Origin of the sequence: Nonomuraea coxensis DSM 45129, from assembly GCF_019397265.1 — a bacterium.
GTDB lineage: Bacteria > Actinomycetota > Actinomycetes > Streptosporangiales > Streptosporangiaceae > Nonomuraea > Nonomuraea coxensis.
Genome location: NZ_CP068985.1, coordinates 3,323,618 through 3,338,773 on the forward strand (window position 1 = coordinate 3,323,618; position 15,156 = coordinate 3,338,773).

The 15,156-nt window shown below is 72.9% G+C and carries 11 protein-coding genes; 4 read left to right on the plus strand and 7 right to left on the minus strand.

The features are described 5' to 3' along the window. The 5 genes from Nocox_RS15485 to Nocox_RS15505 are packed head-to-tail and all read right to left on the minus strand — an operon-like array spanning position 1 to position 5,390. Complete coding sequence (locus tag Nocox_RS15485) at positions 1 to 312, minus strand: AzlD domain-containing protein (protein WP_020545519.1); 312 nt, start codon at positions 310 to 312, stop codon at positions 1 to 3. Positions 313 to 319: 7 nt separating this feature from the next. Then, positions 320 to 985 (minus strand): AzlC family ABC transporter permease, encoded by a 666-nt coding sequence (locus Nocox_RS15490; RefSeq protein ID WP_026214845.1) that lies wholly within the window; start codon positions 983 to 985, stop codon positions 320 to 322. 10 nt (positions 986 to 995) lie between these two features. Continuing rightward, a complete protein-coding gene (locus tag Nocox_RS15495; protein WP_033410346.1) occupies positions 996 to 1,838 on the minus strand; it encodes an AraC family transcriptional regulator in 843 nt (280 codons plus the stop codon). Between the two features lie 29 nt (positions 1,839 to 1,867). After that, positions 1,868 to 3,580: a serine/threonine protein kinase gene (locus tag Nocox_RS15500; RefSeq protein WP_020545522.1), complete on the minus strand. Its 1,713-nt coding sequence runs from the start codon at positions 3,578 to 3,580 to the stop codon at positions 1,868 to 1,870. A 10-nt stretch (positions 3,581 to 3,590) separates the two neighbouring features. Then, positions 3,591 to 5,390, minus strand: a complete 1,800-nt coding sequence (locus tag Nocox_RS15505; RefSeq protein WP_020545523.1) for a serine/threonine-protein kinase — start codon at positions 5,388 to 5,390, stop codon at positions 3,591 to 3,593. Positions 5,391 to 5,692: 302 nt separating this feature from the next. On the opposite strand from Nocox_RS15505, the gene Nocox_RS43965 reads away from it, so the two are divergent. Further along, on the plus strand, positions 5,693 to 6,745 hold the full coding sequence (locus tag Nocox_RS43965; RefSeq protein ID WP_020545524.1) for a chorismate mutase: 1,053 nt from the start codon (positions 5,693 to 5,695) through the stop codon (positions 6,743 to 6,745). Between the two features lie 26 nt (positions 6,746 to 6,771). Here the strand turns inward: Nocox_RS43965 and Nocox_RS15515 are convergent, their stop codons facing one another. Beyond that, a complete protein-coding gene (locus Nocox_RS15515; protein WP_020545525.1) occupies positions 6,772 to 7,839 on the minus strand; it encodes an SGNH/GDSL hydrolase family protein in 1,068 nt (355 codons plus the stop codon). 66 nt (positions 7,840 to 7,905) lie between these two features. After that, positions 7,906 to 9,291 carry an amino acid permease gene (locus Nocox_RS15520; protein WP_020545526.1) on the minus strand — a complete coding sequence of 462 codons (1,386 nt, stop codon included), beginning with the start codon at positions 9,289 to 9,291 and terminating at the stop codon, positions 7,906 to 7,908. A 195-nt stretch (positions 9,292 to 9,486) separates the two neighbouring features. On the opposite strand from Nocox_RS15520, the gene dnaE reads away from it, so the two are divergent. The 3 genes from dnaE to Nocox_RS15535 all read left to right on the plus strand — a co-directional run bounded on the left by dnaE (position 9,487) and on the right by Nocox_RS15535 (position 15,150). Then, the gene (gene dnaE, locus Nocox_RS15525; protein ID WP_020545527.1) at positions 9,487 to 13,014 is read left to right on the plus strand and encodes a DNA polymerase III subunit alpha; all 3,528 of its coding nucleotides are present in this window, start codon (positions 9,487 to 9,489) and stop codon (positions 13,012 to 13,014) included. Positions 13,015 to 13,179: 165 nt separating this feature from the next. Then, the gene (locus tag Nocox_RS15530) at positions 13,180 to 14,550 is read left to right on the plus strand and encodes an amidase (RefSeq protein ID WP_020545528.1); all 1,371 of its coding nucleotides are present in this window, start codon (positions 13,180 to 13,182) and stop codon (positions 14,548 to 14,550) included. A 99-nt stretch (positions 14,551 to 14,649) separates the two neighbouring features. After that, positions 14,650 to 15,150 (plus strand): sigma factor-like helix-turn-helix DNA-binding protein, encoded by a 501-nt coding sequence (locus tag Nocox_RS15535; RefSeq protein ID WP_020545529.1) that lies wholly within the window; start codon positions 14,650 to 14,652, stop codon positions 15,148 to 15,150. The last annotated feature ends 6 nt before the right edge of the window (positions 15,151 to 15,156 follow it).

Genomic DNA, 15,156 nt, shown 5'->3' on the forward strand with positions numbered 1-15,156 from the left:
CTACCCCAGAAGCAGCCGGGCAAGCGCGGTCACCGCCGCCGCGCCGAACAGCACGACGAGGAACGGCGCCCGCAGCAGCAGCGCGACCACCGCCGCGGCGAGCCCCGCCGTCCGGGCCGGGTCGAAGTGCGCCTCGCCCGCCTCCGTGAACGTCTGCACCGCGATCAGCGCGGCCAGCAGCGCCACCGGCACCAGCTCGGCGAACCTGCGTACCACGGGATGGTCCAGCACCCGCTGCGGCGCGGCCAGCCCCGCGAGCTTCAGCGCGTAGCAGCCGGCGCACAGGGCGGCGATCGCCCACCACAACGTCATCGCCGCCTCACCTCCGCAGCAGGACCGGCAGGACGGCCGCGGCCGCGAGCAGCACCGGGACGCCGGGCGGCAGGAACGGCGTGGCGCACAGCGCCATCGCGGCCCCGCCGGCCGCCAGCGCGCGCAGCTCGCGGCTCGCGCTCAGCCGGGGCCAGAGGATGGCGAGGAACGCGGCCGGCCCCACCACGTCCAGCCCGAACGCGCCGGGGTCGCCGAGGAACGCGGTGCCGTACGCGCCCGCGAGCGTCGTCAGGTTCCAGGCGATGTAGAGGCTGGCGAAGGTGACCAGGAAACCCGTGCGCGCCGACTCCCGGTCGGGCTGGGCGAGCGCGACGGCGGTGGTCTCGTCGATCACGCCGTGCGCGGCCAGCAGCCGCCGCGGGCCGCGTACCTGGAGCAGGTCGGCGAGGCGCAGGCCGTACAAGGTGTTGCGGCCGCCGAGCAGCAGCGCGCCGGCGACGGCGGCTATCGGGTCGCCGCCCGCGCCGACGGCGCCGGTCAGCGCGAACTGCGAGGCCCCCGTGAACGTCAGCAGGCTCAGCACGCACGCCTGCGGCACGCTCAGTCCCGCGGTGACGGCCGCGGCCCCGAAGGCGAGCCCGGACAGCCCCACGGCCAGCCCGACCCCCAGACCGTCCCGGACGGGGGCGGGACGATGTGTCGTTCCATCCATGGCCAGGAGGTTATGTGCTGGGGTTTTTCTCCGTCTTGTACGTTCCTGCGGCACGTTGGTACGCGGCCGGCGGAACCCCCACGATGCGGCGGAAATGCCGGGTGAGATGCGCCTGGTCGGTGAACCCCACCTCGGCGGCCACCTGCGCCGGCCGTACGCCGTCCAGCAGCAGGCGGCGCGCGGTGCGTACGCGCAACGAGGTCAGGTAGGCGTGCGGCGGCAGCCCCGTCGCCTCCTTGAACGCCCGCAGCAGCCCGAACGGCCGCGCCCCCACCGCCGCGGCCAGCTCCTCCAGCGCGGGCGGGTCCACCAGGCTCTCGTGCAGCAGCTCCAGGGCCTCCCGCACGGCCCGGCCGCCCGCCGGCGACAACGGCCGCACCGGGCGGGGCGCGGCGTAGCGGGTCAGCAGCCGGGCGAACATCGTCCGGCTCAGCGTCGAGGCGGCCAGCGCGTCGCCCCGCTCGGCCGCCTGGTGGGCCCGCGCCAGCAGCGCCGCCACCGCGTCGTCGCGTACGACCTGGCGCGGGAAGTGCGGCGTCGCGAAGGGGGCGCGAAGCTCGGTCGCGATCGAGGTCAGCGCCTCGATCGACGGGTACAGCATCCGGTACGACCAGCCCTCCGGCGTGCCCGCCTGGCCGGTGTGCACCGACTCGGGGTTGACCAGCACCAGCTCGCCCGCGCCCGCCCGGTGCGTGGTGCCCCGGTAGTCGAACTCCTCCACGCCCGTGACGATCACGCCGATCGCGTAGCCGTCGTGGACGTGACGGGAGAAACGGTGGGTGACGTAGCGGGCCTTGAGCAGGTCCGTCTCCGGCACCGCGGGGTGCCGCCAGAAATGGGCTAGCTCTTTCACGCCTGGTCTCTGCTCACGGGTACGGGCCTTCACCGGGGACGGAAGGTCCTCACGAAGGCGTCGAAGTAGTGACGGTCGCGGGCCCAGCGGGAGTCGAGGGTCTCCCAGTAGAGCGCGAACGGGCGGCCGTCGGCGGTGTGGAAGCCGCGGTTGACGACGTGGATGAGGCTCCCGGAGCGGGTCCGGGTGAACTCCCAGTCGGCGGCCTCACGTCCAAGGTACCTGACGCCGGTGATGCCGATGCGCGTGTAGTCGCTGAACTCGCCCTTGGCGCGGATCTCCCGCTCAAGGCCCAGCCAGTGGCTCTTCGGGTCCCGCCAGGGGATGTCGGGGACGGTCCACTCGACGATCATCGCGCCGGGGGTGCCGGGGCCCGTGAGGCGGATGCTGTCCCTCGTGGGGTTCTTCGTGGCCCGCCAGCCCTTGGGGAGGCCGATGGTGAATCCGCCGGCCGCGCTGGTGAGCGTACGCCAGCCCGCGGGGAGGGGGCGGGTGGTGGGGGCCGATGAGGGGGTGGCGGACGGCGTCGGCTCGGCCGGTCCGGTCGCCGCCGGATCGGTCGTTGTCGGTTCGGTCGCCGTCGGTCCAGACGTCGCCGGGTCCGCCGCTGGGTCCGTCGCCGGGGAGGACGTCTGAGGGGACGCCGAGCGGTCGTACAGCAGCCAGCCGCCCGCGCCGACCCCGCCGAGCACCGCCAGCGCGGCCACGACGGCCGCGACGCCGGCCAGCGGCGCCCAGCCGCGCCGGCGCCGCTGCTCCGGCACCGTGACATGAGCCGGACCCGGCGCCCGCGTCGAGTACGGCCCGCCCGAGGAGCCGGAGAACTGATCAGGGGACTGACCGAAGGGCTGCCCGGAGGGGCCGGGGAACTGGCCGGAGGGGCCGGGGAACTGGCTGGGGGAGGGTGGTGTGGGGCCGGGGGAGGGGGCGGCGGGAAGCGGGTGGGTGGTGGCGAGCTCGTGCAGCAGGCGCGCCGCCTCTCCGGCGGGCAGGCGTCCGGCCGGGTCCCGGTGCAGCAGCCCCATGACGACCGGCGTCAACGCCCCCGCCCGCCGCGGCGGCTCAGGCTGGTCGCGCAGCACCGCCGCCACGGTCGCCGCCCACGAGTCGCGCTTGAACGGCGGCTCGCCCTCGACCGCCGCGTACAGCGTCGCGCCCAGGGACCACAGATCGGACTCCGGCCGCGCGGGCTCGCCGTTCAGCCGCTCAGGCGGCATGTACGCGGGCGTGCCCACCAGCCCGCCGGTCGCGGTCAGCCCGGCCTCGGCCTCCAGCGAGGCGATGCCGAAGTCGGTCAGCACCACCCGCCCGTCGTCGGCCAGCAGCACGTTCTCCGGTTTGACGTCGCGGTGCAGCACCCCGGTCGCGTGCGCGGCCCGCAGCGCGTCCAGCACCCGGCCGCCGATCACCGCCACCTGGCCGACCGGCAGCGGCCCCTGCTCGCGCACCACCTGCGCGAGCGAGCGCGAGCGTACGAGCTGCATCACGATCCACGGCCGGCCGTCCTCCTCGACCACGTCGTGGACGACCACCACCGACGGGTGGTCCAGGCGGCCCGCCGCCCTGGCCTCCCTGATGGTGCGCCGGTTGAGCTCGGCCCGCCGCTCGTCGCCGACGCCGGCGTACCGGACCTCCTTGACCGCCACCGTGCGGTCCAGCAGTTCGTCGTAGGCCCGCCACACCACGCCCATGCCGCCCTCCCCGAGCGGTTCGAGCAGACGGTAGCGGTTGGCGACGAGCACGGCGGGAAGCCTACTTGGCCGGTTTGAACGACGCGCAGAACCCTTCGAAGAAGCGGTAGTCGGCCTTCCAGTGGCTGCTCAGCGTGTGCCAGTAGATGGCGTACGCCCGCCCGTTGTCGGTGACGAAGCCCCGGTTGCGCACCCGCGTCTTGCCGGTGTTGGTGTTCCAGGTGAAGTCCCAGTCGGCGGCGGACTTCTGGTAGTCGACGCGCTTGATGTCGAGCTTCTTGTAGCCGCCGAAGTTGTGCTTCAGCACCGGCTCCTGCTTCTTCCAGTCCTTGTACGGGTCCTTGCCCGGCTTGGCGGCCTCCTCGACCATGACGTACGCGTTGGACGCCGCCCCCGGGCCCTTGAACTTGACCTGGAGCCCGCTCCGGTCCCACACGTCCCAGCCGGGAGGCAGGCCGATGGTGAAGCCCATCTTCTTGTCCTTGTACCACTTCCAGCCCTTGGGCAGCGCGGCCTCGGCGCTCTTGCCCTCGCTCGGGCTCGGCGACTCGCTCGGCGTGGCCGTGGGGCTCGGTGTGGCGCTCGGTGTGGCGGAGGCGTCGGGCGACCCGCCGTCCGACGGCGTGCCGTCGCTCGCGGCGGGCGAGGACGGCGGGGACGCCGCGGTGCTCACGCCCGCCGTGGAGGCGCCGGCGTCGCGTGGGTCGTCGCCGGGGCCGGAACGCAGGCCGAGGTAGCCGGCCACGCCCGCGACGAGCAGGACCGCGAGGGCCGCCGCGATGACCGGGCCGGGCCGCCGCTGGGGCGACGGCGCGACCGTGTTCGCAGTGGATTCCGCGGGCGGCTTCGGTCCGCCGGTGACCGGGGTGAGCCGGGCGCCCGTCTCGGGCGGCGTCGCGGCCGCGGGCAGGAGGTTGGGATCGGTGGGGGTGTCGTCCTCGGCGGGCGGCTTCGGCTGGTACGGCTGCCTGCGCGCCCGGGCCGGCTTCGCCGGCGGCGTGGTCGCCGCGGCCGGGAACTGCGCGGTCGCCGCCGGGCTCGCCTGCGCGATCGCCCGGCGCAGCATGCGCTCGGCCTCGTCGTACGTCAGCCGCTGCACCGGCTCCTTGGCCAGCAGCCCGGCGATCACGTCGGCGAGCGGCCCCGCGTTCGGGGCGGGGTCGGGCTCGTCGGTCAGCACGGCGTGCATGGTCGCCAGCGCCATGCCGCGCTCGTGCGGCGAGCGGCCCTCCACCGCCGTGTAGAGGGTGGCGCCCAGCGACCACAGGTCGGACTCGCGCCGCGCGGGCAGCCCCTTCAGCCGTTCGGGGGCGATGAACGCCGGCGTGCCCGCCAGGCCCGTCACCGTGAGCTGCGTCTCGGTCTCCAGCGTGGCGATGCCGAAGTCGGTGAGCACCACGCGGCCGTCGTCGGCCAGCAGCACGTTCTCCGGTTTGACGTCGCGGTGCAGCACGCCCGCCTCGTGCGCCCGGTGCAGCGCGTCGAGCACGGCGATGCCGATCTCGGCCACCCGCTTGGGGGGCAGCGGCCCCTCCTGCTTGATGACCGCCCCCAGCGAGCGCGACTGCACGAGCTGCATGACGATCCAGGGACGGTCGTCCTCCTCGATCACGTCGTGCACGACGATCACGTTGGGATGCTCGAATCTGGCCGCCGCCCTCGCCTCACGCATCGTGCGCCGGTTCAGGAGCTGCACTTCCTCGCCCAGGGCGGCCGCGTAGCGGACCTCCTTGACCGCGACGGTGCGGTCGAGCAGCTCGTCGTGGGCTCGCCAGACGATGCCCATCCCGCCCCGGCCGATGATCTCCTGCAGCTGGTAGCGGCCGGCGATGCGACGTCCTGCCTGCTTACGATCCGACATCAACGGCCTCAAACCCTCCCTCTCGGCCAAGAAATACTCCCATAGCGGGGGATCATCGGCGACTCGCGCGAAGGACAGTCCGTCATGCGAGAAGGGCCGTCCAGCAGGTGAGAGCAGGGTGTAGGCTGCTCACATGACTTGTCGCCAGGTGTTTAGCGAGCCGGTTCCGGGAGGGCCGGTCGGCAGCTAGCGACCACCTGGAGCCGGCACGAGGCAGAGACGCACCCGTCTCTGCCTTTTGTTTTCCCGCCGGCTCCTGCCCGCATGGCGCGTGGGCCGGCCCGTGCAGAGAGGGTTCGGTCATGTCGTCGACGTTGGAACGGCACGCGGTGGCGGTCGGGGAGCTGCTGGTGGGCGAGGGGCCCGCCGTGGTGATCGGTGACCGGGTGAGCCTGCGGGCGCACCCGGCGGAGGCGGACGCGCACGAGGTGCTCCGGGGAGCCCGCGGGCGTCCTGAAGGCGTTCGGGGAGACGCCCGGGTGGGCGTGGAGGTCGGTGAACGGGCCGCGGCGGTGCTCGCCGAGCCGCGCACCGCCGCCGACCTGCCGGCCGTCGCCTCGCTCGCGGACGCGGTCGTGGTGGGGGCGGCGTGGACGCGCGACATCCCGCTCGTCCGGGCGGCGGCGGGCCTCGGGCTGCCGGTCGTCGTCGAACGGCGGGCGGGCGCGCCGCTGGAGGAGTGGCTCGGGCTCGCGGACTACTGCGCCCTGGAGGGCGACGGGCGGGTCATCCTGTGCGAGCGCGGGCCGCTCGACCTCGGGCTGCTGCGCGCGGCCCGTACGGCGTCGGGACGGCCGGTGCTGGCCGACGTCTCCGCCGACCCCGGCCTGTCCGCGGCCGCGGTCGCCGCCGGCGCCGACGGTCTCGTCGTGCACGCCCCCGCCCGCCTCCGCGCCGCCCCGGCCCTCCCGTACGGGACGCCGCCCGCTCCGCGCGGGCACGCCGTCCCGGCTCCTTCGTACGGTGACGTCCTCCAAGAGGCCGGGCGGGGCGCGCCGGACGCGGAGGTGGAGGCGTTGACGGCGTGGCGGGTGGCCGAGGAGGCCGTGACGGTCGTGGGGGCGCTGCTGCGGCCCGAGTCGCCCGCGACGATCCCCGAGTGCCGGGCCGCCATCGACCGCGTGGACGCCGCCCTGGCCACCCTCCTCGAACGGCGTGCCGCCCTCGCGGGCACCGTCCAGCGCCTCAAGCCCGTCGGCGGCTTCGCCGGGCGCGACCTCGCCAGGGAACGCGCCCTGGTGGCCCGCATGGCGCTGCGCGCCCCGTCACTCGGCGAGGCCCGGCTGGCCCCCGTCATGAACGCCGTCATCGAGGCCGGCCTCCACCTGGCCGAAGAACACGCCCCCCGCCACTGACCCCCTCCACCCGCCGCCCGGCGCGGTCAGGGGGTGGTGGTGAGGCGGTAGTTGCCGAGAGGGCGGCCCGGGCCCGCGGCGATCTGCTCGCTGATCAGCTCGGCGAAGCGCCGGTAGCCCTCGCCCGTCGGGTGATAGCTGCGCGCGTTGACGTTGAACGGGTCCATGTCCAGAGCCAGCCCGTTGAGGTACGGCTGCTGCCGCCCCACCTCGTGCCCCGTGAAAGCCTCGTAGGCGTCCACGTACTCGGCGCTGCCCGGCGCGCCGAACGCGGCGATGGCGCGGTCGAAGTCGCGCACCACGGACCCGACCGCGTCGTTGAGCCGCCGGGTCACGCCGTTGATCCACCGCTGGTCGGCGGCGCTCAGGTTGTCGACGGAGGCCACCGGGTCCTGCGGGAACGGCCGCGGGTAGCCGAGGACGACGATCCGCGCCTCGGGCGCCCGGCCGCGCAGCTCGCGCAGGACCTTGAGCATGTCGGCGCGCAGCTGCTCGATGCGGCGGCCGACGGCGGCGTCCTGGTCGACGCAGGCCGACGACCAGGGCAGCTTGGCGATGCAGGCGGTCAGGACCTTGGAGAAGCCCGCGTCGTTGCCGCCGATGCTCAGCGTGATCAGGCTCGCCGTGGGGCCCACCCGGCTGATCTGGGGGCGCTGGCCCCACTGGCCGGTGAGGAGCTGGCCGGTGGTGGCGCCGCTGCAGGCGTAGAACGCGGTGCCGCCGGCGAAGCTGTAGGTTTCGGCGATCACGGGGACGTAGGAGCCGCCGGCCCGGTGGCAGCGGTCGGCGCCGTCGTTGACCGGCTCGGTGTCCTGGTCGTAGACGCCTTCTCCGGAGGAGTAGGAGTCGCCGAGGCCGACGTACGTGCCGCTCTGCGCCGCCTGGAGGGGCGTGAGGCGGATCCGCTCGGGCAGCCGTCCGGCCGGCGCGGCGGTGTCCGGGCAGCCGAGGCCGAGGACGGCGCAGGCCAGTCCCGGCACCACGCCGAGCGGCAGGCAGGCGACCGCGAGGGCGACGCCCAGCACGACCGCGGCGACGACCCGCGCGGGCGCGCCCCGCCACCGCCCCGGCGCCGGCGGGGGCGAGGACGGCAAGGGTGCGGGCTCGGGCGTGTCCAGTGCGGCCTCCCCCCGGACGGCGGACTTCGTGCCGCATCGAGACTAACCCGTTTCCGGCCGTCCCTCGGGGGCCGCGAGGGCAGGCGCGGCCGCCGTGCGCCGCCTGCGCACCAGCAGCCACCCCGCGGCGATGGCCGCGACCAGCGCCGGGATGAGGAAGAACGCCACCCGCTGATCGCGGTCGGCGAACGGCATCAGCAGCACCACCAGCGCCAGGAACGCCAGCGTCAGCCAGTTGGTGACGGGGGAGCCCGGCATGGGGAACGCCGAGCGGTGCCCGGCCCGCCGCAGCCGCAGCTGGCAGTAGACGAGCACCCCCCACGTGGTGACCACGCCGAGCGAGGCGCCCGCCGTGGCGATGTTGAACGCCCGCTCCGGCAGGAAGTAGAACAGCACGACCCCGCCGAGGAACGTGAGCGCCGTGAACACGATGCCCCCGACGGGCACCTGCCGCCTGCTCAGCGTGACGGCGAACCCCGGCGCCTCGCCCTTCCTCGCCATCGACCGCAGGATGCGCCCGGTCGCGTACAGGCCGGAGTTGCACGACGACAGGGCCGCCGTGATGACGACGAGGTTCATGGCGTCGGCCGCCCACGGCACGCCGAGCCCGGAGAAGACGGTCACGAACGGCGACACCCCCGCCCGGTACGCCGTCCACGGCAGCACCATCGCCAGCAGCAGCACCGAGCCCACGTAGAAGATCGCGATGCGCCACACCACGCCGTTGACGGCCTTCGGCATCACCTCGCGGGGCCGCGCCGTCTCGCCCGCCGCGATGCCGACCAGCTCGATCGAGGCGTACGCGAACACCACCGACTGCAGGCTCATCAGCACCATCGGCAGCCCCGTCGGGGTGAACCCGCCGTGCGCGACCAGGTTGGAGGGCCCGGCCCCGCCGACCGAGAAGACCACCAGCACCAGCCCCACGACGAGGAAGACGGTGATCGCCAGCACCTTCAGCAGCGCGAACCAGAACTCCAGCTCGCCGAACAGCCGCACCGACAGCAGGTTGACCAGCAGGACGAAGCCGAGCGCGACCAGCGCCGTCAGCGCCTGGGGGAAGGCGGGCGCCCAGTAGTGGATGTACGCGGCGATCGCGGTCAGCTCGGCGATGCCGGTGAACGCCCAGTTGACCCAGTACATCCAGCCGCTGGCGAAGGCCGCCCACGGGCCGATGAACTCGCCGGCGTACTCGACGAACGACCCTGACGTGGGCCGGTAGAGCACGAGCTCGCCGAGCGCCCGCATGACGAAGAAGGCGGCGAGGCCGGCCGCGGCGTACGACACCACGAGCGCGGGCCCGGTGGCCTGCAGCCGGCCGCCCGCGCCGAGGAACAGCCCCACCCCGATCGCCCCGCCGATCGCGATCATCTGGACCTGCCGGTTGCCCAGCGCGTGCGAGTAACCCTCGTCGGTCTGCGTGCGCACTCCGCGTCCTTCCCGCTACGTTCCGTGGTCACGACGATATCGGCGACGCTGATCGCGCGACCCCCGGCACGCCGTCCGGGACCCCGTCCCGGGATCCTCGCGGGGCGGCTCCAGGATGTCGGTGCGGGCCACTAGAGTCGGACCACCGCCATCGTCCGGCGGGCACCGTCAGGCAGACCCGGGAGGCGCCGCTCCATGTCGTCCAGCGACTCGTTCGTCCATCTGCACGTGCACACCGAATACTCGATGCTGGACGGCGCCGCCCGGCTGAAGCAGATGTTCAAACAGGTCGGCGACCTCGGCATGCCGGCGATCGCCATCACCGACCACGGCAACATGCACGGCGCCTACGACTTCTACAAGCAGGCGACCGGCGCCGGCATCAAGCCGATCATCGGCATCGAGGCGTACGTCGCGCCGGAGCTGCGCCACAACAAGCGCCCGGTGCTGTGGGGCGAGCCGCACCAGAAGAGGGACGACGTCTCGGCGGGCGGCTACTACACCCACATGACGATCTGGGCCCGTGACAAGACGGGCCTGCACAACCTGATGAAGCTCAGCTCGCGCGCCTACACCGAGGGGTTCGTGCGCAAGTGGGCCCGCATGGACGCCGAGATCCTCGCCGAGCACGCCGGGGGCCTCATGGCCACGACCGGCTGCCCCTCGGGCGAGGTGCAGACCCGGCTGCGCCTCGGCCAGTACGACGAGGCGCTCAAGGCCGCCGCGAAATACCAGGACATCTTCGGCAAGGACAACTTCTTCCTGGAGATCATGGACCACGGCCTCGACATCGAGCGCCGCGTCCGCGACGGGCTGACCCGCATCAGCAAGGAGCTGGGCATCCCGCCCCTGGTCACCAACGACTCCCACTACACCTACGAGTCCGACGCCGCCTCGCACGACGCCCTCCTGTGCATCCAGACGGGCAAGCAGCTCTCCGACCCCGACCGCTTCCGCTTCGACGGCTCCGGCTACTACATCAAGACCGCCGACGAGATGCGCGCCGTCGACTCCTCCGACCTGTGGGCCGAGGGCTGCCGCAACACCCTGCTCGTGGCGGAGAAGGTCGATCCCGAGGGGTTCTTCACCTACAAGAACCTCATGCCGACCTTCCCCGTCCCCGAGGGGATGACCGAGGAGGCGTTCTTCCGGCAGGAGGTCTGGAAGGGCCTGGAGCGCCGCTTCCCCGAGGGCGTCGACGACGAGCACCGCGAGTGGGCCGAGAACGAGCTGCGGGTCATCATCCAGATGGGCTTCCCCAGCTACTTCCTCGTGGTCGCCGACTTCATCATGTGGGCCAAGAACAACGGCATCCGCGTCGGTCCCGGGCGTGGTTCGGCGGCCGGGTCGCTGGTGGCGTACGCGCTGGGCATCACCGACCTCGACCCGATCCCGCACGGCCTGATCTTCGAGCGCTTCCTCAACCCCGAGCGCGTGTCCATGCCCGACGTCGACATCGACTTCGACGAGCGCCGGCGCGGCGACGTCATCCGCTACGTGACCGAGAAGTGGGGCGCCGACAAGGTCGCCATGATCGCCACGTTCGGCACCATCAAGGCCAAGGCCGCCATCAAGGACGCCGGCCGCGTCCTCGGCTACCCCTACGCGCTGGGCGACAAGGTCTCCAAGGCGTTCCCGCCCGCCGTCATGGGCAAGGACATCCCGCTGTCGGGCATCTTCGACAAGGACCACCCCCGTTACGCCGAGGCCGGCGAGCTGCGCAAGCTCTACGAGGAGGACGTCGACGTCAAGTCGACGATCGACCTCGGGCGCGGACTGGAGGGCCTGATCCGGCAGACCGGCGTGCACGCCGCCGGCGTGATCATGTCCGCCGAGGTGCTGACCGACCACATCCCGATCATGCGCCGCGACTCCGACGGCGCGATCATCACGCAGTTCGACTATCCGACCTGCGAGACGCTCGGCCTGCTGAAGATGGACTTCCTGGGCCTGCGCAACCTCACGATCATCGACGACTGCCTCAAGCTGATCGAGGCCACCAGCGGCGAGCAGATCGACCTGCTCAAGCTGCCGCTGGACGACCGCAAGTCCTACGAGCTGCTGTCCAGAGGCGACACGCTCGGCATCTTCCAGCTCGACGGCGGCGGCATGCGCACCCTGCTGCGCCTGATGAAGCCCGACAACTTCGAGGACATCTCCGCCGCCCTCGCGCTCTACCGGCCCGGCCCCATGGGCGCCAACTCCCACACCAACTACGCGCTGCGCAAGAACGGCGCGCAGGAGATCACCCCGATCCATCCCGAGCTGGAGGAGCCGCTCGCGGAGATCCTGTCCACGACCTACGGCCTGATCGTCTATCAGGAGCAGGTCATGGCCATCGCCCAGAAGGTCGCCAACTACTCGCTGGGCGGCGCCGACCTGCTGCGGCGCGCGATGGGCAAGAAGAAGAAGTCCGAGCTGGACAAACAGTTCGTGACCTTCGAGGCGGGCATGAAGGACAACGGCTTCTCCGACGCCGCGGTCAAGGCCCTGTGGGACATCCTGCTGCCCTTCTCCGACTACGCCTTCAACAAGGCCCACACTGCCGGTTACGGCCTGGTCTCCTACTGGACCGCCTATCTCAAGGCCAACCACCCGGCCGCCTACATGGCCGCGCTGCTGTCGTCGGTCAAGGACGACAAGGACAAGTCGGCGCTCTACCTCAACGAGTGCCGCCGCATGGGCATCAAGGTGTTCCCGCCGGACGTCAACGACTCCGACTTCGACTTCACGCCGCGCGGCACCGACATCCGCTTCGGCCTGTCGGCCGTCCGCAACGTCGGCGCCAACGTCGTCGACGGCATCATCGCCGCGCGCAAGGAGAAGGGCCGCTTCGCCGACTTCAAGGACTTCCTGCGCAAGGTGCCCGCGCTGGTGTGCAACAAGCGCGTCATCGAGTCGCTGGTCAAGGCGGGCGCGTTCGACTCGCTCGGGCACGTCCGCAAGGGCCTGGTCATGGTGCACGAGCAGGCCGTCGACGCGATCATCGACATCAAGAAGAACGAGGCCATCGGCCAGGACTCCCTGTTCGGCGCGATCGACGGCGGCGAGGACCAGACGTTCGACGTGCAGATCCCGCCGGGCGAGTGGGACAAGACCACGCTGCTGCAGTTCGAGCGGGAGATGCTCGGCCTCTACGTCTCCGACCATCCGCTGTTCGGCGTCGAGCACATCCTGGCGGCCGGGGCCGACTGCTCGATCGCGGCCCTCCAGGACGACAGCCGGCCCGACGGGCAGATCGTGACGGTGGGCGGCATCCTGAGCGGGGTGCAGCGCAAGGTCACCAAGAAGGGCGACACCTGGGTGCTGACCCAGCTGGAGGACCTCGAAGGCGCGATCGAGGTGATGATCTTCCCGTCGGCCTACCAGCTCTGCTCGACGATCCTGGCCGAGGACGCGATCGTGTTCGTCAAGGGACGCATCGACAAGCGCGAGGACATCGGCAAGATCATCGCGATGGAGGTGACTGCGCCCGACCTCACCCAGGAGGCCGGCGGGCCGCTGCTGGTCAGCCTGCCGCTGACCCGCTGCACGCCGCCCGTGGTGGGCCGGCTGAAGGAGATCCTCACCACGCACCCGGGCACGTCGGAGGTGCACCTGCAGGTCCACAACGGGCCGCGGACGACGGTGATGCGGGTCGACGACCGGCTGCGCGTCACACCGTCGCCGGCCCTGATGGGCGACCTCAAACAGCTCCTCGGCCCGGCCTGCCTCGGCGCCTGACCCCCCGGTCCCGGCCCGGCGTCTGATCCCGGCCAGGGCGCCCGGCCCTCGGGCCCGGCGCTCGGCCCGGTCCCGGGCGGGGGCCGGAAATCGACGAGGTCGCGGGGCGGCGATGGGCAACCCTCGCCATCGCCCGCCCGCGCCCCGTGGGGCAGGATCGTCAGGGTGAGTGAACTGCACTACCTCAGCGCGACCGAGCTGGCCGGCCTGATCAGGGCCAGGCAGGTGAGCGCCGTCGAGGCGGTCCGGGCCTGCCTCGACCGCATCGACCAGGTCAACCCGCACGTCAACGCCGTCGTCACGCTGGCCGCCGAGCAGGCGCTCGACGCGGCGAAGGCGGCCGACGCGCGCGAGCCCGGCGGCCCGCTGCACGGCGTGCCCGTCGCGCACAAGGACCTCGTCGACACCGCCGGCATCCGCACCACCTACGGCTCGCCGGTCTACGCCGACCACGTCCCCGACCGGGACGAGTTGATCGTCGAGCGGCTGCGCGCGGCCGGCGCGATCAGCATCGGCAAGACCAACACGCCGGAGTTCGGCACCGGCTCCCACACGGTCAACGAGGTGTTCGGCGCCACCAGGAACCCCTACGACCTGTCGAGGTCGGCCGGTGGCAGCAGCGGCGGGGCGGCCGTGGCGCTGGCCACCGGCATGGTGCCGCTGGCCGACGGCTCCGACATGGGCGGCTCGCTGCGCAACCCGGCCTCGTTCTGCAACGTGGTGGGCCTGCGGCCCACCCCCGGCCGGGTCCCGGTGGTCTCCGACGTCAACGCCTGGTACACGCTGTCGGTCCTCGGGCCGATGGCCCGCACGGTCGAGGACGTCACGCTGATGCTGGGCGCGGTCGCCGGGTTCGACCGGCGCTCGCCGTACGCGATCAAGGAGTTCTTCACGCCGGAGCCGGAGGAGGGCGTGCGGGGGATGCGGGTGGCGTGGAGCCCCGACCTCGGCGGGCTGCCCGTCGATCCGCGCACGGCGGCGGTCACCGCCACCGCGCCGGCCGTGTTCGAGCGGCTCGGGGCGCGGGTGGAGCAGGTCGAGCTCGACCTGTCGGACGCCGAGGACGCCTTCCGCACCTACCGGGCCTGGAACTACGCGCTGTCCTTCGGCGACCTCGACCGTCTCGGCCCCAACACGGCCTGGAACGTCGAGCAGGGCCGCAAGGTCACGGGCGAGGACCTGGCGCGGGCCGAGCGGGCGCGCAGCCGCCTCTACCAGCGCATGGCGGCCTTCTTCGACGTCTACGACGTGCTGATCGCGCCGGTCAGCCAGGTGCCGCCGTTCCCGGTCGAGCACCCGTACGTCAGCGAGATCAACGGGCAGGAGCTGCCGGACTACCTGGCGTGGATGCGCTCGGCGTACTGGATCAGCGTGCTGCACGCGCCGGCCGCGTCGGTGCCGGCCGGGTTCACGCCCGAGGGGCTGCCGGTGGGGGTGCAGATCGTGGGCGCGCCGTTCGCCGACGCGCGGGTGCTGCGCGTGGCCCGCGCCTTCGAGCAGGCGACCGGTCACGGCCTGCGCCGCCCGCCCCTCTGACGTCCGGGCGAGGGCGTCAGCGCCGCGCCAGCGCCAGCACGCTCAGGCCGAACATCAGGACGCCCAGGGGAACGTGGACCCGGCCGCGTCTGCCTGGACGTGCTCGGCTCGGCGCGGGCCCGGCGCGAACGCTACGTCGGCGCGTGGCTGCCCGAGCCGCTGCCGGAGCGCGCCGGGCCGGGATCCGGCGCCGACCCCGCCGACCTGCTGGTCATGGACGAGTCCGTGACCACGGCCTTCCTCGTCGTCCTGGAGTCGATGACGCCCGCCGAGCTGGTGGCGTTCGTCCTGCACGACGTCTACCGCTACCCGTTCGCGGAGATCGCCGGCGTCCTCGGCCGCACCCCCGCCGCCTGCAAGCAGCTCGCCTCCTCCGCCCGGCGGCGGGCGCGGGCCGCGGGGACGCCGGGGACGGCGGCCGAGCTGGCCGCCACCGTCCGGCGGGTGAAGGAGGCCTGGCAGGCGCAGGACATCGCGTCCCTCGTCGACCTGCTCGACCCGGCCGCCGTGCTGACCGCCGACGGCGGCGGCCTGGTCAGCGCGGCCCTTCAGCCGGTCGAGGGAGGCGCCGAGATCGCCCGCTACCAGAATCGTCGGTAGTGCTCC

Bases quoted from the DNA above. Each gene is read 5' to 3' on its own strand.
- Nocox_RS15505 (WP_020545523.1), bottom strand. From the start codon at position 5,390: ATGTCGGATCGTAAGCAGGCAGGACGTCGCATCGCCGGCCGCTACCAG.
- dnaE (WP_020545527.1), top strand. From the start codon at position 9,487: ATGTCGTCCAGCGACTCGTTCGTCCATCTGCACGTGCACACCGAATAC.
- Nocox_RS15490 (WP_026214845.1), bottom strand. From the start codon at position 985: ATGGATGGAACGACACATCGTCCCGCCCCCGTCCGGGACGGTCTGGGG.
- Nocox_RS15485 (WP_020545519.1), bottom strand. From the start codon at position 312: ATGACGTTGTGGTGGGCGATCGCCGCCCTGTGCGCCGGCTGCTACGCG.
- Nocox_RS43965 (WP_020545524.1), top strand. From the start codon at position 5,693: ATGTCGTCGACGTTGGAACGGCACGCGGTGGCGGTCGGGGAGCTGCTG.